A 22,710-nucleotide genomic window follows, 5' to 3' on the forward strand; every position below is an offset into this window, starting at 1 on the left:
CGGTCAGGCTCGCCCGGATGTGGCTTCGTCAGCGCACTCAGTCCTTACGACTTTGGCAGCAGATGTCCCATCTTCTCGGCTTTAGTGTCGAGATAGTGCGCATTTTTCGGGTTACGACCGACAACCAGCGGCACACGCTCCACGATATTGATCCCGGCTTCGCTGAGGATCTCCACTTTGCGTGGGTTGTTGGTCAGCAGGCGCACTTCATTCACGCCCAGCAGTTTGAACATGTCGGCACACAGGGTAAAGTCGCGCTCATCAGCGGCAAAGCCAAGCTGATGGTTCGCCTCGACAGTATCGTAACCTTTATCCTGCAGCGCATAGGCGCGGATCTTATTCAGCAGACCGATATTACGGCCTTCCTGACGATGATAGAGCAGGACGCCGCGACCCTCTTCTGCGATGGCGTTAAGGGCGGCTTCCAGCTGAAAACCGCAGTCGCAACGCAGGCTGAAGAGTGCGTCGCCAGTCAGGCATTCGGAGTGAACGCGCGCCAGTACCGGCTCATTATCGTTGATATCGCCAAAGACCAGGGCAACATGGTCATGTCCGGTTGCCAGTTCTTCAAAACCAACCATCAGGAAATCTCCCCATGGCGTGGGCAGTTTGGCTTCTGCCACCCGTTTAAGCTGCATGTGACTCTCCAGAACCTTCAGAGGATGCACTATCATCATGATAGTGCACAGGCCAGTGTGGCCTGACAAACGTGCAATATTGTGCCACAACCCTGAGTCGGGCTGGTAATCTCTCATACCAATTGCATTGATAAAGCACAATTATCCAATCTGCAACAGGTATGTTATTCTTTTTTAAGCTAAAGTTATGCATGCTTTGTGACCTGACACCGGGATAAGGGAAGAGATGTTTAAGATTTCGCGCCGTACCACCCTGGGAATGCTGCTGCTGCTAATCATGCCCGTTACCGTCTGGCTTAGCGGCTGGCGCTGGCAACCCGGCGAAAGTAACGCCCTGCTGAAAACGCTGTTCTTCATGACCGAAACGGTCACCAGCCCGTGGGGCATTGTCACCAGCGTGCTGCTGAGCGCCTGGATGCTCTGGTGCCTGCGCTTTCGCCTGAAGCCGGCGATCCTGCTGCTGCTGATCATGAACGCCACTATTCTGGCGGGGCAGTACACCAAATCTTTCATCAAAGAGCAGATCCAGGAGCCGCGTCCCTATGTCATCTGGCTGGAACAGCATCACGGACTGGATGAAAAAACCTTTTATGAACTGAAGCGCAAACAGCGTGGTGAGATGGTAACGTCGCTGATCGCCGATGAGACGCAGATACCCGGCTGGCTGAAACGGCACTGGGCTTTTGAAACCGGTTTTGCCTTTCCATCAGGCCATACGATGTTTGCGGCCAGCTGGGCGCTGCTGGCCTTAGGGCTGCTCTGGCCGCGCCGTCACTATAAAACAGTAGTGGTGATCTTTCTCTGGGCCACGGGCGTCATGGCGAGCCGGATGCTACTCGGCATGCACTGGCCTCGCGATCTGGCGATGGCCACCGTGATCTCCTGGATACTGGTGACCCTGGCGACCTGGCTGGCCCAGCGCGTCTGCGGCCCGCTCACGCTGCCACCTGAAGAGCAAAAAGAGGTGGCACAGCGGGAGCCCTGATTGTAATTCCCCGCTAAGACCCCATATTATTGATCGGTCTTGCGCAAAAGCGACTCGGCCAATGCTGCTGGGAGCAGCATTTTTGCTGTAGTTTTGGCATAATTCTACCTGACAACCTCACAACAGGACGCACTGTGAAATATTTGCTGATTTTTTTAGTGGTACTGGTCATTTTCATTGTTTCCGTCACCTTAGGCGCGCATAACGACCAGGTCATTACTTTTAACTATCTGCTGGCGCAGGGTGAGTTCAGCATCTCGACCTTACTGGCATCACTGTTTGGCGCAGGGTTTGTCCTCGGCTGGGTCATCTGCGGCCTGTTCTGGTTACGTACCCGCGTCGCACTGGCGAATGCCAACCGTAAAATCAGGCGTATGCAGACGCAGATTGAACAGAGCACCGCGCTGGCGACCACGCCATCCTCTCCGGCCGGCCGGGAATAATCCCCGATGCATGAATTGCTGTTTCTGTTACTGCCGGTTGCGGCTGCGTATGGCTGGTATATGGGCCGCCGCAGCGCGCATCAGGATAAGCAACAGGAAGCCAACAGACTCTCGCGTGAATATGTTGCTGGCGTAAACTTCCTGCTTTCCAACCAGCAGGACAAAGCGGTCGACCTCTTTCTGGATATGCTGAAAGAGGACAGCGGCACCGTAGAAGCACACCTCACACTGGGCAATCTGTTCCGGTCGCGTGGCGAAGTAGACCGCGCCATCCGAATCCATCAGGCTTTAATGGAAAGTGCCTCTCTGAGCTACGAGCAGCGTCTGCTTGCCGTGCAGCAACTGGGCCGGGACTACATGGCGGCAGGCCTGTACGACCGTGCCGAAGATATGTTTAAACAGCTTACCGATGAAACCGACTTTCGGGTGGGGGCGTTGCAGCAGCTGCTGTTAATCCATCAGGCCACCAGCGACTGGCAGCAGGCGATTGAAGTGGCAGAGCGGCTGGTTAAGCTCGGCAAAGAGAAACAGAAAGGCGAAATCGCTCATTTCTACTGTGAACTGGCGTTGCAGGCGATGAGCAGCGACGACCTGGATCGTGCCATAAGCCTGCTGAAGAAAGGGGAGGCGGCCGATCGCAACAGTGCCCGCATCTCCATCATGATGGGCCGTATCCTGATGGAAAAAGAGGATTTCGCCCGTGCGGTGGGGCATCTGCAGCGGGTGCTGGATCAGGATAAAGAGCTGGTCAGTGAAACACTGGCGATGCTGGAAACCTGCTACCAGCGACTCAACCAGCCTGAAACCTGGGCGGCGTTTCTGCAGCGCTGCGTCGATGAGAACACCGGTGCGGCAGCGGAGCTCTATCTCTCCGATATTGTTGAGCAGCAGCAGGGTTCAGAGGCGGCCCAGAACTACATCAGTCGTCAGTTGCAGCGTCATCCCACCATGCGGGTGTTCCATCGCCTGATGGATCTCAACCTGCTTGAAGCCGAAGATGGCCGTGCCAAAGAGAGCCTGATGGTGTTGCGTGACATGGTGGGTGAACAGATTCGAACCAAGCCGCGCTATCGCTGCCAGAAGTGTGGTTTTACCGCTCATGCGCTCTACTGGCACTGCCCATCCTGCCGCACCTGGTCTTCCGTTAAGCCTATCCGGGGACTCGACGGCCAGTAATCCGGCCGACGCTGTCCGGTGCTTATCAGCGCATTGTAGTTACAACATACTATAGGGGTGAACTGACGCCGGGGACAGGCAGCCGTGCATTTATTGCCTGGCAGAGGGGCACGGCGATTGTGATGCTCCGGAGCCGCAGGTAGAATGCTTGCCGTTTGTCTATTGCGCCTGCGGGTGCCTACTGCAGAGGAAATGCCATGCCTTCACCCCACCACGTGACCGCCTCGCCGATTCTGGTAGCGCTGGATTATCATGACCTCGACAGCGCATTGCGTTTTGTCGACCAGATCGACCCCCGCAGTTGCCGCCTGAAGGTGGGCAAAGAGATGTTTACGCTGTTTGGCCCGTCGCTAGTCAGAACCCTGCAGCAGCGCGGCTTTGAGATCTTCCTCGACCTGAAATTTCACGATATTCCTAACACTACCGCGCATGCTGTGGCGGCTGCGGCCGATCTCGGTGTCTGGATGGTCAACGTCCACGCCAGCGGCGGGGCGCGGATGATGAATGCGGCGCGTGAAGCGCTGGTTCCTTATGGCAACGATGCCCCCTTGCTGATTGCGGTCACCGTTCTGACCAGCATGGATGCCGACGATCTGAAAGGGCTGGGCATCACGCTCTCGCCGGCTGAGCAGGCGGAGCGACTGGCGAAACTGACTCACGCCTGCGGGCTGGATGGCGTCGTCTGCTCCGCGCAGGAAGCCGTTCGCTTTAAAGAAGTGATGGGCAACGACTTCGCGCTGGTCACGCCGGGGATTCGTCCGGCAGGCAGTGAGGCAGGCGATCAGCGCCGCATCATGACGCCTCAGCAGGCGAAGCAGGCAGGCGTGGACTATATGGTTATTGGTCGTCCGATTACCCAGGCGGCCGATCCGGCTGCCGCACTGCAGGCAATTCTGCACTCTCTGGAGATACGCTAATGGCCAATGATAATCCACTGGTTTACTCAACCGACAGCGGCCGAATTACCCAGCCGCAGCCGAAAGCGGAACGCCCCAAAGGGGATGGCATTGTGCGCATCCAGCGTCAGACCAGCGGCCGTAAAGGCAAAGGGGTCTGCCTGATTAGCGGGATTGACCTGGATGATGCGGCACTGGCACTGCTGGCGGCGGAGCTGAAAAAGAAGTGCGGCTGTGGCGGATCCGTTAAAGAGGGTGTGATCGAGATTCAGGGCGATAAACGCGATCTGCTGAAAAGTCTGCTGGAAGCCAAAGGCATGAAGGTGAAACTGGCGGGCGGCTGATAAAAAATCGGGCTACAGACGTAGCCCGATTGTAACGCAGATGCTTAGCGTAGCCGATTATAGTTTTAATAAGGTCCTTAGTGGACCTGATGACCGATAATACCACCCACGGCGGCGCCGCCGACTGTTCCGAGTGCGCTACCATTGGTCAGAACTGAACCCCCAATTGCACCCGCACCCGCGCCAATCGCGGTGTTACGGTCACGTTTGGACCAGTTAGAGCAGCCGCTCAGTGCGACGGCTAAGGTGGTCGCCAGTACAACGGCAGTGATTCGTTTCATTGTTGTTGTCATACACTTCTCCTTTGATGTGCTCACAGAGGCAACACTCTTAGTATAGCTCCGATATTGACTCAGCCCGCTTGTGCCGCATCATTGCCGCGTCCGTGACGGCATCGAAATGTGATCACCATGGACAAACCGTTTGTAGCGGATGAGTAGCCATGCTGTCCCAACAGGTCCATGCATTGCCGGAGAGAATTTTAATCGTTCTGCGGAAATTCCGAAGATAGAAAATTCTTAAATCACGGCACATTTTTGCATTCACAGCCATTCCTTCTGCGTTTATAGCTAATCGCTCCATAACCCTTTGGCGGCCAACTCCGCAAAATTCAGGGACGATTGTCAGCAGGAGAAGAGGCATGCTGGAACACCTTAAACAACAGGTTCTGGAAGCGAATCTGGATCTACCCAAATACAACCTGGTGACCTTCACCTGGGGCAATGTCAGCGCGATTGACCGCGAACAGGGCCTGCTGGTGATTAAACCCTCCGGCGTGCGCTACGAGGTCATGAAGCGCGACGACATGGTCGTGGTCGATCTCACGACGGGCGAAGTGGTGGAGGGCGACAAGCGTCCCTCATCGGACACCGCGACGCACCGGGCGCTCTATCTCGCCTGGCCAGAGGTGGGTGGCATCGTCCATACCCATTCACGGCATGCGACGATCTGGGCGCAGGCAGGACGACCGATTCCCGCCTGGGGAACCACCCATGCCGATGATTTCTACGGAGAGATCCCCTGTACCCGCTCCATGCGCAGCGAAGAGATTCAGCACGATTATGAGTGGAACACCGGAGAGGTGATTATCGAGACCTTTGCGCAGCGTGGCCTGTCTCCCTCCGCGATTCCGGCGGTGCTGGTCAACTCGCATGGCCCGTTTGCCTGGGGGAAGGATGCCCACGCGGCTGTCCACAGCGCCGTCGTGCTGGAGGAGGTGGCCTACATGGGCTTATTCAGCCAGCAGCTGACGGCAAACCTGCCGCCCATCCAGCAACCGCTGCTTGACCTTCACTACCTGCGAAAGCACGGCGAAAATGCCTGGTACGGGCAGAAATAATCATCAGGACGCTTCGGCGTCCTTTTTTTTATCGGCTTTACGCCGGGTGGCACGTTCTCTGTTCTGTTTTTTTCTGACTTTTCAATAGACGAAACCTGCGGCCACCCCTTTTTAAGACGACTGCCGGATGACTGCACGCCGGTCCGCTTTATCTATTCAGTGCGCGTTAAGCATCGGCCTGGTGCTGCCTGACCGCATGCTGACAATGTGTAACGTGCCTAATCTATTTCTGACGAGCCTGTCAGGGATCACTCTGGATTTTGTGTTGTAAATCAATCTCTCATTTGGTCTGGCCTCACTCTGCATTACGCTGATGTCGCGTATTAAACGCATCAAATATAAACAGAGGATGAGACAATGACAGTAATTAACCAACCCACTTGCAGATTATTTACCGAAGCCGGCAACACCACGCAGTTAGTCGCCTATTACGAAGAAGGGCGTCGGACGATGTGGATGATGCTGCGTGCGCAGCCGCGCCCGAGTTTCAACCATGAACTGATTGAGGAGATCATGAATCTGAGCTACGCCGCACAGCGTTCTGGTCTGCCCATCGATTTCTGGGTCACCGGGTCACTGGTGCCGCAGATGTTCAACGCCGGTGGCGATCTGCGCTTTTTCGTCGAGTGCATCCGCAATAACCGCCGTGAGGCGCTGCGGGCCTATGCCCGTGCCTGCGTGGACTGCATCCACTCGGCGGCGCGCGGATTTGATACGGGGGCGGTAACGCTGGCGATGATCGAGGGAAGTGCCCTGGGCGGAGGATTCGAAGCGGCGCTGGCGCATCACTTCATTCTGGCGCAAAACAATGCGCGGATGGGGTTCCCGGAAATCGCCTTTAACCTGTTCCCTGGCATGGGCGGTTACTCGCTGGTGGCACGTCGCTCCGGCATGAAACTGGCCGAGGAGTTAATCTGTGAAGGGGAGTCCCACAGTGCAGAGTGGTATGAAACGCGCGGTCTGGTGGACAAAGTCTTCCAGCCGGGCGACAGCTACCGTGCTACCCGCACCTTTATCGATACCTTACGGCCGAAGCTGAATGGCGTGCGGGCGATGCTGAAAGCGCGTCAGCGCGTGCTGCAGTTGTCACGCGCCGAGCTGATGGATATTACCGAGGATTGGGTCGATTACGCCTTTACGCTCGAACCTAAAGACATTGCTTACATGGAACGCCTGGTTCAGTTACAAAACCGCCACAGCGCATCACTGCGTAAAGCGGGATAACCGGACTCAGCGTTAAACGCGGGCAGGATGCTTAGCCAGCCAATGCCCAAATTGCTCCGCGGGCATTGGTTTTGCGTAGTAGTAACCCTGACGCCCATCCACACCACTTTTGAGAACAAACGACTCTTCATCCGGGGTTTCAATGCCTTCCGCGATGACCTGCAAATCGAGCGCTTTGGCAACGGCGACGATGGCGCGCACCAGCGACTGGGAAACCGGCTGCGTACTAATATTGCGGATAAAGCTCTGATCGAGCTTGATGGCATTAATCGGCACACGGGCCAGCTGCGACAGCGAGGAGTAACCGGTGCCGAAGTCATCAAGATGAATCTTCGCGCCCAGATCCTGAAACTGCTTCATCAGCTTCAGCGCCTCGGTCTCATTCTCAATCAGGCAGCTTTCAGTCAGCTCGATGTCGATGGGGCAGTCGGTAAGCCCCGCCTCATGCAGCGCCTGTTTCAGGTCGGTGTAGATGCTTTGATCGATCAGCTGGCGGGCTGAGACGTTCACGGCGACGCGCAGAAAAATGCCCTCCTGGCGCCAGGCAATGATCTGCTTCAGCACGTTGAGCATCACCCAGCGGCCCAGCGGCACAATCAGTCCCGACTCTTCGGCATAGGGAATGAAATCGGCCGGCGAGACCAGGCCCCGTTCCGGTGAGTTCCAGCGAACCAGGGCTTCCGCACTGCGGACTTCGCCATCGCTGTCGATTTTGGGCTGGTAGTAGACCAGCAAGTGGTCGAGTTCCAGCGCCTTGCGCAGATTGGTGTCCAGCCAGAGGTATTCAAAAACCCGCTGGTTCATCTCGGCGGCAAAAACGCAGAATTTGCCGCGACCGTTCTCTTTGGCGTGATACATCGCGGTATCCGCATTACGAATCAGGCTTTCACGATCTTCGCCATGCAGCGGCGCGAACGCGATGCCGATTGAGCAGCCGCTGTAGACTTCGATCAGGCCGATACGGAACGGCTGACGCAGCCGCTCCAGAATGCGTGAGGCCATCGCCTCCAGCGCGGCCTGGCTGGTGTGCTCGGCCAGCACCACAAACTCGTCACCGCCCAGCCGGCCCAGCGTCTGATCTTTGCCCAGACAGCTCAGGATCGCCAGCGACACCGCCTGCAGGAGCTGGTCGCCAAACATATGGCCGTAGGCGTCATTCACTTTCTTGAAATTATCGAGATCCAGGTAAACCACACCGGTCTCATCTCCCCCGGAACGCTCCAGCGCCAGGCTAATCTGTTGATGGATGGCGTTACGATTGGGTAAACCGGTCACCGTATCGGTGTTAGCCAGTACCCGGAGCCGTTCCTGAGCCCGACGCTCCTCGGTGATGTCGGTCCCGGAACAGATGAGGAAAATTTCATTTTTGCCACTGCCGCTGTGAACAAACTTATTACGAAACAGAAAGAGTCGCTGGCCTTTGCGGGTTTTGACCCAGCGTTCGACCTCATAGGAGTTGCCGTCGCGAAAGAAGCCCGCGATGTTGCGGCGCGACTGGGACGCTTCCTGTTTGGTCATAAAGAGCTGGAAGACGTTGCGGCCAATCACCTCATGCTCATTCAGGCCGGTATATTCTTCACTGAGGCGGTTAAAACGCTGAATATTGCCGCGCTGGTCGAGGATGACAATCACCGAATTGGCTTCAGAAACCACCTGTTCGGCGAAAGAGAGTCCCAGCGTTAAATCGCGTGCAACCGCCGAGGTGTCGCCCCAGGCGGAGGCGGTGCCAGCCCAGGATGCCTGGTTCACTTTACGCCCGACAAAATGCATAGGCACATCAATGCCTTGTAAGGTCATGGTCAGGTTAATGCTTGACGTGATGACGGGCATCGCGCGAATCATCGCGGCCTGGCCGGGGGTCAGCGGCAGGGCGATATTGGTCTGTGACGACTCATCTTCAGCAAAATGTAGCGCATCGCTGTCCGCGGTCAGACGCCAATGAGGGCTGGTTGTACCAAACAGGGTGTACAACAAGGTTTGCCCTTGTTCATCGGTCATGGAAACTTCCTCCGGGAAGTGCTCTGCAGGCGTTATCTCATTATTTTAGCAACAGTATTCATCATCTGACGCCAGCACAAGATGCAAACCAAATATATTTTTCCATCCAGATAAGAATGGCACAAAAAAGCCCCGACGGTGCGGGGCATTAAGCGATGATCAGCAGGGACATTTCCCCAGTTTTCCCGCCTGACTCGGGAAGCGCGCATCCAGACAGTAACGGTGGAAATCGCGCTCGTTCATTGTCGGCTGGCCAGGATGATGCTGCCGCATATGCTGCAGATAGTTTTCATAATCCTGTACCCCGACCATTAAGCGAAAGCACTGCTGCAGGCCGCGCCAGAAGCCGCGCCAGCTGAACGCGACAGGAGCAGAGGCGGTAAGGGGATGACAGCCGATAATCTGCCATTTCCCCTGCGGCCGCTGGAACTGATGAATCGCATCAGACATGGCGCACCTCCTTGTTACGCAGCGCCACCGATGACTCATGGGTGGTTGGCGTGTCACTGCGCAGCGCCTTGCGGATAACAAAGAACGCGGCGATCAGCATCGTCACGGCCACCAGCATAAAAAAGGCACACAGCGCCGCGTTGATCTGATTGCTGAACACGATGGTCTGCATGTCCGCCACGCTTTTTGCCGGGGCGATGATCACGCCGTCCTCCACGCCTTTGCGGAACTTGCTGGCCTGCGCCAGGAAGCCGATAGCGGGTTTCTCATGAAAGATTTTCTGCCAGCCTGCGGTCATGGAGGTGATAAACAGCCAGACGGTGGGCAGGATGGTGACCCAGGCGTAGCGCTGCTTTTTCATCTTGAACAGCACGACGGTGCCGAGGATCAACGCCATCGACGCCAGCATCTGATTACCGATACCGAACAGTGGCCAGAGCGTATTAATGCCGCCCAGTGGATCCACCACGCCCTGATAAACAAAGAAGCCCCAGCCCGCAACGGCGACGGTGGTGCCCGCCATATTACCCAGCCAGGAACGGTTGTTCGCCATGGAAGGCACCACGGTGCCCACGAGATCCTGCACCATAAAACGGCAGGCGCGGGTGCCGGCATCGACCGCAGTCAGGATAAACAGCGCTTCAAACAGGATGGCGAAGTGGTACCAGAACGCCATCATCGCCCGGCTGTTAAAGATCTCGGTGATGATATGGGCCATCCCCACGGCGAAGGTTGGCGCACCGCCGGCGCGCGACAGAATTGAACCTTCGCCCACGTCACGGGCGATGCCGCTCAGCATTTCAGGCGTCACCACAAAGCCCCAGCCGTTAATCACCTGTGAGGCGCTCTCCACGGTGGTACCAATCAGCGCCGCTGGCGAGTTCATGGCAAAGTAGACGCCGGGGTCCAGCACCGAGGCGCAGATCAGCGCCATAATGGCCACAAAAGATTCCATCAGCATCGCGCCGTAGCCAATAAAGCGGATATGGCTTTCGCGCTCCACCAGTTTAGGCGTGGTGCCGCTGGACACCAGCGCATGGAAGCCTGAGATCGCGCCACAGGCGATGGTAATAAACAGGAAGGGGAACATCGCCCCGGAGAAGACCGGGCCGGTGCCGTCGATAAAGCGGGTCACCGCCGGCATTTTCATCTCCGGCATGGCAAAGACAATGCCCACCGCCAGGCCGACAATCACGCCGATTTTGAGAAAGGTCGAGAGATAGTCACGCGGTGCCAGCAGCAGCCAGACCGGCAGCACTGAGGCGATAAAGCCGTAGATGACCAGCACCCAGGTCAGCGTGGTGCCTTTCAGGGTGAAGAAGGGGCCCCAGTAGGGGTGTTGCGCCACATCGCCGCCATAGATAATCGCCGCCATCATCAGCACAAAGCCAATCAGCGATACCTCCGCGATTTTACCCGGACGGATAAAGCGCATGTAGAGACCCATAAACAGCGCAATAGGAATGGTGGCGGCTATCGTAAACAGCCCCCACGGACTGTTAGCCAGCGCCTTCACCACCACCAGCGCCAGCGCCGACAGGATAATGATCATCACGCCCAGCGCGCCGAGCATGGTCACCACACCGGCAAACGCGCCGAGCTCCTGACGGGCCATCTCACCCAGCGAACGACCATCCCGGCGGGTTGAGATAAACAGGATCAGGAAATCCTGAACCGCGCCCGCCAGCATTACTCCCACAAGGATCCAGATAGTACCGGGCAGAAAGCCCATCTGCGCCGCCAGAATCGGCCCGACCAGGGGGCCGGCACCGGCAATCGCCGCAAAGTGATGACCGAACAGCACCCATTTATTGGTCGGGACATAATCCAGCCCGTCGCTCAGCCGCTCGGCCGGGGTCATCCGGCGATCGTCCAGCTCGAAGATATTACGGGCAATAAACAGGCTGTAGAAACGATACGCGATGCTGTAACAGGCGACAGCGGCTATCACCAGCCAGACTGCGTTGACGTGTTCGCCGCGGCTGAGGGCCAGCATGGCAAAAGCGCCTGCGCCGATTAACGCCACCACTAACCAGATCGCGCTGGTTTTGACGTTTTTCATGACTAACTCCTTGTAGGGATCGAGAGGAAGGCGATCGAAAACAACGAGTTAAACTTAATGTAATGGAATGTAAGTGAAAGTTAATCAGTGGAGAAGTGTGAAGCGGGGTACAAATATAACCTGTTTGCAACCTGAACGGGGGCGGGAACGGGCGGGATAACCAAAGTTATCCCGCCAGATGGCATAAGTCAGCCGGAACTCAGACGGCGGGACGCGCCACGACGCTGCGGGTTTCCATGCGGACTTCGGCGATGGTGACATCAATCACGTCAGTCACACGGTAAACCACCTCGCCTTTAATCTGAACGCTGCCATTCTCCTGGCTGCAGACCATCTCATCACGCACCGCGTGAATGAACGGAGCAGGGATAAAGGCCACCGCGCCATACTCCAGCAGACGAACACGCATACCGCCGCGTGACACGTCGATGATCTCGGCGCTGAAGCGACGATCGGTGCCGGCAAACGGCGCAAGATAACGGGCGTAGAGCCAGTCACCCACATCACGCTCGGCCATGCGGTTCAGACGACGGCGCTCGCTCATCGTGACCGTCACGGCATCGTCCGGACGGGCGATCGTCTCGCCACGGATAATCGCTTTCAGCAGGCGATGGTTGATCATGTCGCCAAACTTACGGATGGGTGAGGTCCAGGTAGCGTACGCCTCCAGTCCCAGCCCGAAGTGCGGGCCCGGCTCGGTGCTGATCTCGGCAAAGGTCTGGAAGCGACGGATGCGGCTGTCAAGGAATGGCGTCGGCTGGGCATCGAGTTCACGACGCAGTACGCGGAAGCCTTCCAGGGTAGTAATCGCCTGAGCATCCACGGTGATGCCGTGATTCGCCAGCACTGCGGCGGCCTGTTCAGCATTGGTGGCATCGAAACCGGCATGGACGTTGTAAATACCAAAGCCGAGACGGTCACGCAGCACCTTCGCCGCACAGATGTTTGCCAGAATCATCGCCTCTTCAACGATGCGGTTAGCGATGCGACGCGGTTCCGCGACGATCTCAAGCACTTCACCTTTTTCTCCCAGCAGGAAGCGGTAGTCAGGACGATCTTTGAACACCAGCGCGTGGGTCTGACGCCACTCGCTGCGCGCCTGGCAGAGGCGATGCAGCAGACGAATCTGTTCTGCAATCGCGTCACTGTCCGGCTGCCAGCTGCCGCTGTTTTCCAGCCAGTCAGAAACGTCATCATAAGCCAGCTTGGCTTTGGACTCGATCCAGGCCGCAAAGAAGGTGACATCATCCGCCAGGCTGCCATCGGCGGCCACGGTGACGCGGCAGGCCAGCGCCGGACGGCGGACATTCGGACGCAGCGAGCAGACATCATCAGAGAGTTCGCGCGGCAGCATCGGGATGTTAAAGCCCGGCAGGTAGTTGGTGAAGGCGCGCTTCGCTGCCAGCTTATCCAGCTGACTGCCTTCCGCAACATAAGCGGTCGGGTCGGCGATAGCGATGGTCAGGGAGAGTGAGCCATCCGCCTGCGCTTCCACATAAAGCGCATCATCCATATCCTGGGTGCTGGCGCTGTCGATGGTGACAAAATTGAGCGCGGTCAGATCTTCGCGCGTCAGATTCTCATCCATCATCTCGCCAAAGCTGACATCCGGCGCTTCACGCTCAAGGTTGTGACGCGACAGCGTCACCCACCACGGCGCCAGATGGTCATCCGCTTTGACGATAAAGTCGGTGATTTCGGCGTAAAAACCGCGGTCGCCTTTCAGAGGATGACGACGCATTTCAGCGACAGCCCAGTCGCCATTCTCAAACTCATGGCTGACATCGCGCGCCGGGCGGCACGGGATAGCCTCTTTCAGCAGGGGATGGTCCGGCACGATCGACAGGCGATCGTCTTTCTTCTGTACCCGGCCGACAAAACGGCTCAGGAACGGCTCAACCAGGGTTTCCGGTTCAGCACTTTCGCGGTCTTTATCGGTGTGGATCACGGCGACGATACGATCGCCATGCATCACTTTCTTCATCTGCGGAGGCGGAATGAAGTAACTTTTCTGCGCATCGACTTCCAGAAAGCCGAAGCCTTTTTCGGTGCCTTTTACCACGCCTTCTGCACGTGGTGTCTGTGAATGGAGCTTCTCTTTCAGCTGCGCGAGCAGCGGGTTATCCTGGAACATAATTTTTACGTTTCGTGGCCTGAATGCGGCTGACAGTTTTACGCGAATCGACGCCGCGCGGCAAGGCAAAAAGCCGGACGAACCGGCTTTTCATAGGGGCTGACAGGCGATCAGGCGATGCGCTGATCGGCCTGTGCCAGGGAGAGTTCCAGCTTCACGGGCACCGATTTGGAGGTCGGTGTACCGCTGCCATCACCAAAGCTGTTCAGCGGCACCAGCGGGTTGGTTTCCGGATAATAGGCCGCCAGATTTCCGCGCGGAATATTATAAGGAACCAGTTTGAAACCGCTGACGCGACGGGTGATGCCATCATTCCACAGCGTTTCGATATCGACATTCTGGCCTTCGGTAAAGCCCAGATCCGCCATATCGTCCGGATTGATAAACACCACTTCGCGCTGACCAAACACGCCACGATAACGGTCATCGAGGCCGTAGATGGTGGTGTTGTACTGGTCGTGTGAACGCAGGGTCTGCAGGGTAAACGGCACCGCCTGCTCCAGCGCCGGGAACAGCGAGTCCGGCAGCATCGACGCATTAAATTCCGCTTTCTGGCTCGGCGTATTGAAGCGTAACTCCGCAGCGGCATTGCCCAGGTAGAACCCGCCAGGAATATCGCATTTCGCGTTAAAGTCGGCAAAGCCCGGAATGGTCGCGGCGATATGGTCGCGGATCAGGTTGTAGTCACCCGCCAGGTCGCGCCACTTCACTTTGTCATCACCCAGCACCGCCTGCGCGATCCCGGCGACGATGGCCGTTTCAGAGCGCTGCGTCTCCGCCAGCGGAATGCCGATCCCTTCGGAGGCGTGCACCATGCTGAACGAGTCTTCGACGGTAATGAACTGATTGCCGGTCGCCTGGCGGTCACGTTCCGTGCGGCCCAGGGTCGGCAGAATCAGCCCTTCATGACCTGGCACCAGGTGGCTGCGGTTCAGCTTGGTGCTGATGTGTACGGTCAGACCACAGCGCGATAACGCCTCTTCCGTGCGCGGTGAATCGGGCGCCGCCGCGGCCAGGTTGCCACCCAGCGCAATCAGCACTTTAACTTCATCACGCAGCATGGCATTCAGCGCTTCAACGGTGTTGTGGCCCGCGGCACGCGGTGGCTCGAAACCAAAATGGTTGCCCAGCGCATCCAGGAACGCCTGCGTCGGTTTTTCATCAATGCCCATCGTCCGGTTGCCCTGCACGTTACTGTGACCGCGCACCGGGCAGAGGCCTGCGCCTTTTTTGCCCAGCTGGCCAAACAGCAGCTGCAGGTTGGTGATTTCACGCACCGTGTCTACCGAATGCTTGTGCTGGGTGATCCCCATCGCCCAGGTGCAGATCACCCGGTCAGCGCTCTGATAGATAGCCGCCGCTTCACGGATTTGCGCCTGCGTCAGGCCCGACTGCGCCACAATCTGCATCCAGCTGGTGTTGTCTACGGCGTCGAGGTAGGCCTCAATGCCGTTGGTTTTGGCATTGATAAAGGTCTGATCGAACAGGCCGCTTTCACCTGCCGCCAGGCGGGCACGGTGGGTTTCCAGCAGGGATTTCACCATGCCGCGCACGGCGGCCATATCTCCGCCCAGATTCGGCTGGTAGTAGGAGGAGCTGATGGTGCCGGCTTTAGAGGTCACCACTTCCAGCGGTTTCTGTGGATCGGCAAAGCGTTCCAGACCGCGTTCGCGCAGGGTATTGAAGGTCACGATTTTTGCGCCGTGGTCGGCAGCGTGACGCAGGCTGTGCAGCATGCGCGGATGGTTGGTGCCGGGGTTCTGACCAAAGACAAAAATCGCATCCGCATGGTCAAAATCGTCCAGACGAATGGTGCCTTTCCCGACGCCAATGCTGCGCTTCAGCCCGGTGCCGCTGGCTTCGTGACACATATTGGAGCAGTCAGGAAAGTTATTGGTGCCCACCAGGCGACCAAACAGCTGATAGAGCCAGGAGGCTTCATTGCTGGCGCGACCGGAGGTGTAAAGCTCCATCTGATCCGGATTGTCCATCGCCTTAATGTGCTGCGCGATCAGCGCAAAGGCGTCGTCCCAGCTGATTGGCTCATAGTGGTCAGTTTCGGCGTTGTAGCGCAGCGGATGCGTCAGACGACCCTGATATTCCAGGAAGTAGTCACTCTGGGTGTAGAGGGTGGTTACGCTGTGGCGGGCGAAAAAGTCGGTATCAACCACCCGGCGTGTCGCTTCCCAGGTCACCGCTTTGGCGCCGTTTTCGCAGAAGCTGAAGGTACTTTTATTGTCATCACCCCAGGCGCAGCCCGGACAGTCAAAACCGCGTGCTTTGTTCATGCGCATCAGGTTGCGCATATTTTTCAGTGCCGCTTTGCTGTCAAGAACGAAACGCGTGGTGGCTTCCAGTGAACCCCAGCCGCCCGCAGCCGCGCGGTAGGGTTTGATTTGGCGTTTAAATTTCATATTGAGTGCAGGCTTTTTATAGTAGGAATAATTGTTTGATGATTGTTATCAGGTTATAGCCTGATGGTGAAGGGGAGTGTGCAATTATCGTCATACCTTGTCTAATTGATTGACATAATGGTGCGATAGCTGGCGTTTATCGTGCATCGGCCAGAAGTGTGATGCTGGTCAGATTTTACCCAGTTTTAACGCGCTGATAACGGGAGTTCTCCCGGTAACGGGCTAATACTTGCTGTTTATCATCAGAGAGGGCGCGACACCATGAAACAGCTGACCAGCCAGATCCACGCGTTCGGCAAAGCGCTAATGATGCCAATCTCAGTGATCGCCGCCGCAGGGATCTTTCTCGGGCTGGCGGCGGCGATGCAGAACCCGGCGGTGACCGGTGAGGCGTTTGTTCAGATGGCGGTGCCGCAGGTCATCATCGGCTTTATCCGCAAGATCGCCGGTGCGCTGTTTACAAACCTGCCGCTCTTCTTTGCCGTGGCGAGTGCTATCGGGCTGGCAACAGCGGAGAAGCCCACGGCCGCGTTTGCTGCGGTGATTGGCTACATCGTGATGAATGTCGGCATCAGCGCCACCCTGGCGGCCAAAGGGATCACGGCCGCCACCACCACACCGGCCGCTCTGCAGCAGGCGGGGATGGATCAGACGACGGCGATGATGACCTCGGCGGAATATATCAGCATGCTGGGGGTCTTTACCTACAACATGAGCGTGCTGGGTGGGGTGATTGCCGGGCTGATAACGGTCGCGCTGCACAACCGCTTTTACACCCAGCAACTGCCCACCGCGATCAGTTTTTTTGGCGGGCGGCGTTTTGTGCCAATCGTCACCGTCGTCTGCCTGCCGCTGGTGGGGGTACTGCTGGCGCTGGTCTGGCCGACCGTCGGCCAGGGAATCGCCTGGATCGGCGCGATGATCGGCAAAAGTGGCCAGTATGGCGCGTTCCTGCTGGGGGCATTTGAACGCATTCTGATCCCCACCGGCCTGCACCACATCCTCAACGAAACCGTCCGCTTCACCCCGATCGGCGGTATGGCCGTGGTCGATGGCCAGACCATTGTCGGTGCGCTCAACATCTTCAACGCGTCGCTGACCCATCCGGGGTCGATCCCGGATGCGACGCTGCGCACCGCCACGCAGTTTCTGGCGCAGGGCAAAATTCCGGTCATGATGTTTGGCCTGCCCGCCGCTGCCCTGGCGATCTATCACACCGCACGGCCAGAGCATAAACAGCGGGTCAAAGCGCTGGTGATGGCGGGCGCGCTGACCTCGTTCACGACCGGTATTACGGAACCGCTCGAGTTCTGCTTTATTTTTGTCTCGCCGGTACTCTATCTCCTGCACGCCTTCCTGACCGGTCTCTCCTTCATGCTGATGTCGATGCTGCACCTGATGATTGGCAATGTGCAGGGCGGCATCATCGACCTGGTGGTGTTCGGCATGCTGGGTGGGGCGAAAACGCACTGGTGGTGGACACTGGCGCTGGGGGCCATCTACGCGCCGCTCTACTACTACGCTTTCCGGCTGGTAATCACCCGGATGCATGTCGAAACGCCGGGCCGGGAATCGGAAGAGGAGAAACCGCAGCAGGTCGCTGCGGATGAGCGCACTCAGGTGATTATCAGCGGGCTGGGCGGGCAGGCCAATATCGAGGATGTCGATTGCTGCTTTACCCGACTGCGGGTCCGGGTCAGAGAGATGAATCAGGTGGTGGATCAGACGCTGATGAGCACCGGTGCCAACGGCGTCAATCGCGTCAGCGAGCATGATGTTCAGGTAATTTACGGGCCGCAGGTCGAGAAAGTCGCCAGTGAGGTAAAGCGGGCGCTAGGCGTAGCTTAGCGACAGCCTGTTTCGGGTCATCAGCGGGCGGTCTGCCGGAAAGGGGGAGAAAGGCTGCACGCTGCCGCTCCGCTTATTGTAACTAAAAAAAGTTCAGCCCTAATGGGCTGCTTTTTTTTGCCGATATAGCCACTCATCCTCCCAATTTCCGGAACGTAGCGATGTCGTTAAAAAAGTCCTCCCTGATTATTTTTTCTTTCCTGCTGGCGCTGTTTCTTACCAGCGTGGCAATCAGTACCTGGCTGCTTGTTCAGAGCAATCACTCCCTGAATGCGGTTAACAAAGAGATCCGCGTTGTGCTGTCGGTGATCGACCCTATCAACCACAGCCGTACGCTGCGTGTCCGTCTGATGGAGTACATGAAGTCGATCGAGGGCAGTGAGGCGAATAACCCGGCCACGCTGGACAGCGTTCGCACCGTTGCCGGTAAGGCGGATGCGGCGTTTGAAGCCTATATGAACGCGCCGCGTCTGCCGGGCGAAGAGGCTGAAGCGGAAGCCTATCGTCAGGCCTATCAGGCCTATCGCCAGCAGGGCCTGCAGCCGTTAATTGAGGCAGCAGAAGCGCACGACCAGCTGCGATTCAAAAACCAGATTGCCACCGTGGTGCGTCTGGATCGCCAGTATGAAATTATTCTGGATCGGGTGCTGGCGCAGCATGAAACCTACGCCAGAAAACTCAACAGTGATGCGCAGAGTCATTTCACCACCGGCATTACCCTGCTGGGACTGTTTGGCGTGCTCTTTTTTGCCATCATCATCGCGATCTATATCTTCATGAAGCGCTACGTGCTCTCTCCGCTGAATGATGCGCAGGAACACTGCAGGCTGATTGCGGCGGGCGTGCTGGACAGCAGCGTCCCGGTCAGGGCGAACTCCCGCAGTGAAATTCAGCTGCTGATGGGCTCGCTGGAGCAGATGCGCAGCGCGCTGACCTCTATCATTCTGCAGGTTCGTGACTCGACCCGATCCGTCTCCACCGCATCACAGGAAATTGCTGCGGGCAACATCGATCTCGCCTCACGCACCGAGCAGCAGGCTGCCGCGCTGACCGAGACCGCCGCCAGCATGGAGCAGCTGGGCGCAACGGTGAAACAGAATACCGAAAACGTCTTTGAAGCCTGCCGCCTGACCAGTGAAGCGGTGAAAAATGCCGAAAGTGGTGAGAAAGTGTCGCAGGAAGTGGTGGTCTCAATGGGGCTGATTAACGCCAGCTCGAAGAAGATTGAAGAGATCACCACCGTTATCGACAGCATCGCTTTCCAGACCAATATTCTGGCGCTGAACGCAGCGGTGGAAGCGGCCCGCGCCGGGGAGCAGGGGCGCGGTTTTGCGGTGGTGGCGGGCGAAGTCCGGAACCTGGCGCAGCGCAGCGCCACGGCTGCTAAAGAGATTGAGAGCCTGATTGCCGAATCGGTCGCCATCATTCACGCCGGTTCTGATCAGGTCAGCCGAACGGGTGAGGCGATGAGCGCGATTATCTCCTCGGTGAGCCAGGTTAACCTGCTGATGGAGCATATTTCTACCGCGTCAGATGAGCAGAGTCGCGGCATCGGTCAGATTGAACAGGCCGTGACCGAAATGGACAGCGTGACGCAGCAGAACTCGGCGCTGGTGCAGGAGTCTGCAGCAGCCTCAGCCTCGCTGGAAGAGCAGGTGCAGTACCTGACGCAGTCGGTATCCACGTTCCGTCTCGCCAGCCATTAACCGGCGGTTCCGCGCGGCGCCAGTGCCGCGCGAAACCTGCTGCCGGTAAGGCATGTTATCCGGGCAGCTTGCCCTGAGGTCAGTGCGCCGGGAGAGTTTGATTCAGCGCCTTGTCGCCGGCCGGGAATCGGCGGATGATAAGGCTTTCCTCTGAATATGTGGTGGTCATGCTAATCAGTACAGAAAGTGCCCGCAGCCACAGCGCCGACACCCGTCTGGCCTGTACGCTGGCGGCCGCTGCGGGGGCGCTGAACACCGCCGCCTTTGAGATTGTCGGTTTCTTTTCTGCCAACATGACCGGCAATGTCTCGCTGCTCTCCGATCATCTGGCAAAAGCGAATCCGGGAACCGGCCTCTTTTTTCTCGCCATCGTCATCCTCTTCATCGCCGGGTCGGCGCTCTCCACCCTGGTTATCAATTCCGGTCGCCGCAGAAACATCCGCACTATTTATGCCTTTGTCATCCTGGCTGAAGGCGCTGCGCTGATGGTACTGGGGGTGATAGAAAATCACTTTCCGCCGCTGTCGCCGGGCGTGGTGTTAATCCTGAGCCTGAGCTTTCTGATGGGGCTGCAGAATGCGGTGGTGACACGGATTTCGGACGCCCGCGTCCGTACCACCCATGTCTCCGGCACGGCGACCGATATCGGGATTGAGCTGGCGATGCTGTTTGAGGTGCTGCGACGTAAAATCTCCCCGAAAGAGGCACCGCTCTACCTGAGCCGGCTGCGGCTGCATGTGCTGACGCTGCTCGCATTCCTGGCGGGCGGTATAGCCGGAATAGGGCTCTACAGGCTGCTCAGCTACGACTTTCTGCTGCTGGTGGGGTTCGGCCTGATCTGCCTGGCGCTGAACGCCATTTTCCGCCGGCCGGTAAAGACGGCAAGCTGATGGCCCGGCAGTTGCTGAGCAAAATCTGATAAGCCGGGGCCGCTCACCTTAGAAAACTCATCGGCCCCATGTTGTGAACCTTAATCCTGCTTATTAAAGTCCAGCCATTCCTCCCAGCAATGTTCCGGGTCGATATCCTGATACCCGCGACGCTCAGCCACAGCTAAAACTCCTTCAGCATCCGTGACAATAGCCGTGGCATTATCACGAATAGCCAACACCTCCTCTTTAGTCAAAGGAGAGCCTTTCTCCTCGGCTTTAGAGACAAGCAGGCTGATAAGGGACGGAATGAAAAGGATGATCACTTACCTTCCTCTTTCTGATAGATCGCGTCAGTGTCGCGAGGGTAATGTAGAGAGACGTTCCTGTCATGCTGCAATCTCTGCCTGAAATATTCACGCTGGCTCTCAGGCTGCTGCATCTCCACTTCATGCGGGATAACGGGCATATCATACACTCCTTGTCTTATTTGCATACCAATTGGAAGTCTCCAGCACAACTTTGCAAGTGCCCATGATAATAACCTGTGTCAATAGGTCATTAACAGGCTTCGATGATGCTAAGTGCATACGCCCTGACATAGCCAGTTCTGCAAATCAGCAACAACATTATCCTATTAAGTCATACGACACCTTAATTCAAAATATCTCTACCTTATAAAAACCCGCCGACCGGGCCAGGTATCGCCAGGCCGTAGAAAAAATTTACCTCTTACGTCTCGCTTTTAATGGTTGTTTATCCACCGAAATCAGAGCGCAAAAAAGCCCGCGTTACGCAGGCATGAATTGGGACAAAAAGGAAAAATCTCAGTATCAGCATTCGCTGACAGTCGCACCATACAGTGTTCCGGGCCAATAGATAGTGATGAATATGGCAATAGCGAAGCGTGAGCACGTTATGTATGTTCACCTTGTAAAATGAGGCTGCGCCCGCGCTGTAGTGCACAAATTCAGCACCAGCCGTGCCTCCTGTTTCGCCTTGTTTAAATCCATCTATCGATACAGCTGTTTATTAATACACAGGTTCATGGACTACAGGGCATTATCGTGTTGGGTAAAGTTACAGCTGAAGTTCTGTCAGTGTTAAAGTCAAACCGACCCACAATTTGAAGCTCACCTGCAACAGGCATAGTATGATGTGAGAAGAAAAGAAATCTGAGGTGAAATTTCATTTAGGTCATCGCGTAGTACGTAAAACACCAGATGGAAATTTAATTAACACCTGACTAATTGATTGGTAATTAAAATCGACATTAAACAACTGATTTATTTGTGTAACCTGGAGCGCGAACGCCATTTCGGGCGCGCAGCAGAAGCCAGTTTCGTTACACAGCCAACACTCTCTATGCGCCTGAAAAATCTGGAGCGCGAGCTGGGCCTGCCGCTGATTAACCGCAGTAATAACTTCGCCGGATTTACGCCAGAGGGCGATCGCGTGCTGGCATGGGCGCGGGAAATCGTTTCGGTATATCAGGGGCTGAAGCTGGAAGTCGAATCACTGAAACATGGGGTAAACGGCACGCTGCGGGTGGGAGTGGTTCCGCAGTGCAGCATGGCCCTGCCGCTGCTGCTGAAAGTGGTCCAGGAGAGATATCCGCAACTCGACTACCGCATCGCGGTGCTGAGCGCTGATCAGCTGCTGGATGCGCTCAACAGTCACACCGTGGATGTCGGCATCGGCTTTTTTGAGATGGCGACCCTGCGCGAACTCCATTTTCAGACCGAGCTGCTGGCGGACCGCGGCGTTGAAGCGGTGTTCCATCCTGACCATTTCCCGGCGCTGGTGGGTGATACGCCGCTGGCGCTGTCGGATCTGGCGCAGCAGCCGCTCTGCCTGGCGGAGCCGACCCGCTATTTTCGCCGTTATCTCGACATGGCCTTTCGTGAGGCGGGACTGGTGCCACGGGTGATTGTCGAGAGCGCGTCCGTCATGCAGCTGATGCAGTGCGCCCAGGTCGGGCTGGGGCTGCTGGTTTCACCAGTGGGGCATCTGTTGCCCGCTTCACTTCAGGGGCTGCAGCAGCGCGCCATCACGCTGCCACCCATGGCACGTCAGGCGGCGCTGGTTATCGCCGAGCCGGGCCGTGCCACCCCGCTGGCCCAGCACTTTTTCGATGAAGCGCGCGCGCGGCTGCCGATGTAACCGGCGGCAGCCTCGCACTTT

20 protein-coding genes are annotated in these 22,710 nt (G+C 57.1%); 11 read left to right on the forward strand and 9 right to left on the reverse strand.

Features of this window, described 5'->3' with window-relative positions; genetic code table 11:
- Positions 1-44 precede the first annotated feature (44 nt).
- Positions 45-638 (reverse strand): GTP cyclohydrolase II, encoded by a 594-nt coding sequence (gene ribA / locus CKF42_RS04090; RefSeq protein WP_033783243.1) that lies wholly within the window; start codon positions 636-638, stop codon positions 45-47.
- Positions 639-864: 226 nt separating this feature from the next.
- Here ribA and pgpB point away from each other — a divergent pair, with 226 nt between their 5' ends.
- From pgpB to yciH, 5 genes are all read left to right on the forward strand, one after another.
- Entirely contained in the window at positions 865-1,623 is a 759-nt protein-coding gene (gene pgpB, locus CKF42_RS04095; RefSeq protein ID WP_009089974.1) for a phosphatidylglycerophosphatase B, read from the forward strand.
- 134 nt (positions 1,624-1,757) lie between these two features.
- Positions 1,758-2,066: a LapA family protein gene (locus CKF42_RS04100; protein ID WP_046101909.1), complete on the forward strand. Its 309-nt coding sequence runs from the start codon at positions 1,758-1,760 to the stop codon at positions 2,064-2,066.
- Between the two features lie 6 nt (positions 2,067-2,072).
- The gene (gene lapB / locus CKF42_RS04105) at positions 2,073-3,242 is read left to right on the forward strand and encodes a lipopolysaccharide assembly protein LapB (protein ID WP_111207590.1); all 1,170 of its coding nucleotides are present in this window, start codon (positions 2,073-2,075) and stop codon (positions 3,240-3,242) included.
- A gap of 197 nt (positions 3,243-3,439) precedes the next feature.
- Positions 3,440-4,159, forward strand: a complete 720-nt coding sequence (gene pyrF / locus CKF42_RS04110; RefSeq protein ID WP_199559855.1) for an orotidine-5'-phosphate decarboxylase — start codon at positions 3,440-3,442, stop codon at positions 4,157-4,159.
- On the forward strand, positions 4,159-4,482 hold the full coding sequence (gene yciH / locus CKF42_RS04115) for a stress response translation initiation inhibitor YciH (RefSeq protein ID WP_009089980.1): 324 nt from the start codon (positions 4,159-4,161) through the stop codon (positions 4,480-4,482). The genes pyrF and yciH overlap by 1 nt, the downstream gene beginning before the upstream one ends.
- Before the next feature lie 77 nt (positions 4,483-4,559).
- Here yciH and osmB read toward each other — a convergent pair whose 3' ends face one another.
- A complete protein-coding gene (gene osmB / locus CKF42_RS04120; RefSeq protein ID WP_003853848.1) occupies positions 4,560-4,775 on the reverse strand; it encodes an osmotically-inducible lipoprotein OsmB in 216 nt (71 codons plus the stop codon).
- Positions 4,776-5,122: 347 nt separating this feature from the next.
- Here osmB and araD point away from each other — a divergent pair, with 347 nt between their 5' ends.
- On the forward strand, positions 5,123-5,821 hold the full coding sequence (araD, locus tag CKF42_RS04125) for an L-ribulose-5-phosphate 4-epimerase (protein WP_009089984.1): 699 nt from the start codon (positions 5,123-5,125) through the stop codon (positions 5,819-5,821).
- Positions 5,822-6,178: 357 nt separating this feature from the next.
- The gene (locus CKF42_RS04130; protein WP_009089985.1) at positions 6,179-7,045 is read left to right on the forward strand and encodes a crotonase/enoyl-CoA hydratase family protein; all 867 of its coding nucleotides are present in this window, start codon (positions 6,179-6,181) and stop codon (positions 7,043-7,045) included.
- A gap of 12 nt (positions 7,046-7,057) precedes the next feature.
- Here CKF42_RS04130 and pdeR read toward each other — a convergent pair whose 3' ends face one another.
- The 5 genes from pdeR to CKF42_RS04155 all read right to left on the reverse strand — a co-directional run bounded on the left by pdeR (position 7,058) and on the right by CKF42_RS04155 (position 16,103).
- On the reverse strand, positions 7,058-9,043 hold the full coding sequence (gene pdeR / locus CKF42_RS04135) for a cyclic di-GMP phosphodiesterase (RefSeq protein WP_009089987.1): 1,986 nt from the start codon (positions 9,041-9,043) through the stop codon (positions 7,058-7,060).
- A 159-nt stretch (positions 9,044-9,202) separates the two neighbouring features.
- Positions 9,203-9,493 carry a YbdD/YjiX family protein gene (locus CKF42_RS04140; protein WP_111207591.1) on the reverse strand — a complete coding sequence of 97 codons (291 nt, stop codon included), beginning with the start codon at positions 9,491-9,493 and terminating at the stop codon, positions 9,203-9,205.
- Entirely contained in the window at positions 9,486-11,555 is a 2,070-nt protein-coding gene (locus CKF42_RS04145) for a carbon starvation CstA family protein (protein WP_111207592.1), read from the reverse strand. The genes CKF42_RS04140 and CKF42_RS04145 overlap by 8 nt, the downstream gene beginning before the upstream one ends.
- A gap of 199 nt (positions 11,556-11,754) precedes the next feature.
- Positions 11,755-13,689, reverse strand: coding sequence for an exoribonuclease II (locus CKF42_RS04150; protein WP_046101902.1), 1,935 nt, complete (start codon positions 13,687-13,689; stop codon positions 11,755-11,757).
- A 110-nt stretch (positions 13,690-13,799) separates the two neighbouring features.
- Positions 13,800-16,103: an FdhF/YdeP family oxidoreductase gene (locus CKF42_RS04155; RefSeq protein WP_009089994.1), complete on the reverse strand. Its 2,304-nt coding sequence runs from the start codon at positions 16,101-16,103 to the stop codon at positions 13,800-13,802.
- A gap of 261 nt (positions 16,104-16,364) precedes the next feature.
- Between CKF42_RS04155 and CKF42_RS04160 the strand changes: the two genes are divergently transcribed.
- From CKF42_RS04160 to CKF42_RS04170, 3 genes are all read left to right on the forward strand, one after another.
- On the forward strand, positions 16,365-17,951 hold the full coding sequence (locus CKF42_RS04160; RefSeq protein WP_111207593.1) for a PTS transporter subunit EIIC: 1,587 nt from the start codon (positions 16,365-16,367) through the stop codon (positions 17,949-17,951).
- Between the two features lie 161 nt (positions 17,952-18,112).
- Positions 18,113-19,657 carry a methyl-accepting chemotaxis protein gene (locus CKF42_RS04165; protein WP_009089998.1) on the forward strand — a complete coding sequence of 515 codons (1,545 nt, stop codon included), beginning with the start codon at positions 18,113-18,115 and terminating at the stop codon, positions 19,655-19,657.
- A 167-nt stretch (positions 19,658-19,824) separates the two neighbouring features.
- Positions 19,825-20,547, forward strand: a complete 723-nt coding sequence (locus CKF42_RS04170; RefSeq protein WP_111207622.1) for a YoaK family protein — start codon at positions 19,825-19,827, stop codon at positions 20,545-20,547.
- 80 nt (positions 20,548-20,627) lie between these two features.
- On the opposite strand, the gene CKF42_RS04175 is transcribed toward CKF42_RS04170, so the two are convergent.
- Together CKF42_RS04175 and CKF42_RS04180 are read right to left on the reverse strand one after the other, a co-directional pair.
- Entirely contained in the window at positions 20,628-20,852 is a 225-nt protein-coding gene (locus CKF42_RS04175) for a hypothetical protein (RefSeq protein ID WP_111207594.1), read from the reverse strand.
- The gene (locus CKF42_RS04180) at positions 20,849-20,995 is read right to left on the reverse strand and encodes a DNA polymerase III subunit theta (protein ID WP_233501023.1); all 147 of its coding nucleotides are present in this window, start codon (positions 20,993-20,995) and stop codon (positions 20,849-20,851) included. The genes CKF42_RS04175 and CKF42_RS04180 overlap by 4 nt, the downstream gene beginning before the upstream one ends.
- A 797-nt stretch (positions 20,996-21,792) precedes the next feature.
- On the opposite strand from CKF42_RS04180, the gene CKF42_RS04185 reads away from it, so the two are divergent.
- On the forward strand, positions 21,793-22,689 hold the full coding sequence (locus tag CKF42_RS04185) for a LysR family transcriptional regulator (RefSeq protein ID WP_033736237.1): 897 nt from the start codon (positions 21,793-21,795) through the stop codon (positions 22,687-22,689).
- Positions 22,690-22,710: the final 21 nt, after the last annotated feature.

The organism is Pantoea sp. ARC270 (assembly GCF_003236725.1).
GTDB lineage: Bacteria > Pseudomonadota > Gammaproteobacteria > Enterobacterales > Enterobacteriaceae > Pantoea > Pantoea anthophila.

Bases quoted from the DNA above. Each gene is read 5' to 3' on its own strand.
- CKF42_RS04180 (WP_233501023.1), bottom strand. From the start codon at position 20,995: ATGCCCGTTATCCCGCATGAAGTGGAGATGCAGCAGCCTGAGAGCCAG.
- pgpB (WP_009089974.1), top strand. From the start codon at position 865: ATGTTTAAGATTTCGCGCCGTACCACCCTGGGAATGCTGCTGCTGCTA.
- ribA (WP_033783243.1), bottom strand. From the start codon at position 638: ATGCAGCTTAAACGGGTGGCAGAAGCCAAACTGCCCACGCCATGGGGA.
- araD (WP_009089984.1), top strand. From the start codon at position 5,123: ATGCTGGAACACCTTAAACAACAGGTTCTGGAAGCGAATCTGGATCTA.
- CKF42_RS04140 (WP_111207591.1), bottom strand. From the start codon at position 9,493: ATGTCTGATGCGATTCATCAGTTCCAGCGGCCGCAGGGGAAATGGCAG.
- CKF42_RS04130 (WP_009089985.1), top strand. From the start codon at position 6,179: ATGACAGTAATTAACCAACCCACTTGCAGATTATTTACCGAAGCCGGC.
- CKF42_RS04145 (WP_111207592.1), bottom strand. From the start codon at position 11,555: ATGAAAAACGTCAAAACCAGCGCGATCTGGTTAGTGGTGGCGTTAATC.
- osmB (WP_003853848.1), bottom strand. From the start codon at position 4,775: ATGACAACAACAATGAAACGAATCACTGCCGTTGTACTGGCGACCACC.
- CKF42_RS04170 (WP_111207622.1), top strand. From the start codon at position 19,825: ATGCTAATCAGTACAGAAAGTGCCCGCAGCCACAGCGCCGACACCCGT.
- CKF42_RS04160 (WP_111207593.1), top strand. From the start codon at position 16,365: ATGAAACAGCTGACCAGCCAGATCCACGCGTTCGGCAAAGCGCTAATG.
- pdeR (WP_009089987.1), bottom strand. From the start codon at position 9,043: ATGACCGATGAACAAGGGCAAACCTTGTTGTACACCCTGTTTGGTACA.
- CKF42_RS04150 (WP_046101902.1), bottom strand. From the start codon at position 13,689: ATGTTCCAGGATAACCCGCTGCTCGCGCAGCTGAAAGAGAAGCTCCAT.
- CKF42_RS04155 (WP_009089994.1), bottom strand. From the start codon at position 16,103: ATGAAATTTAAACGCCAAATCAAACCCTACCGCGCGGCTGCGGGCGGC.
- pyrF (WP_199559855.1), top strand. From the start codon at position 3,440: ATGCCTTCACCCCACCACGTGACCGCCTCGCCGATTCTGGTAGCGCTG.
- lapB (WP_111207590.1), top strand. From the start codon at position 2,073: ATGCATGAATTGCTGTTTCTGTTACTGCCGGTTGCGGCTGCGTATGGC.
- CKF42_RS04165 (WP_009089998.1), top strand. From the start codon at position 18,113: ATGTCGTTAAAAAAGTCCTCCCTGATTATTTTTTCTTTCCTGCTGGCG.
- yciH (WP_009089980.1), top strand. From the start codon at position 4,159: ATGGCCAATGATAATCCACTGGTTTACTCAACCGACAGCGGCCGAATT.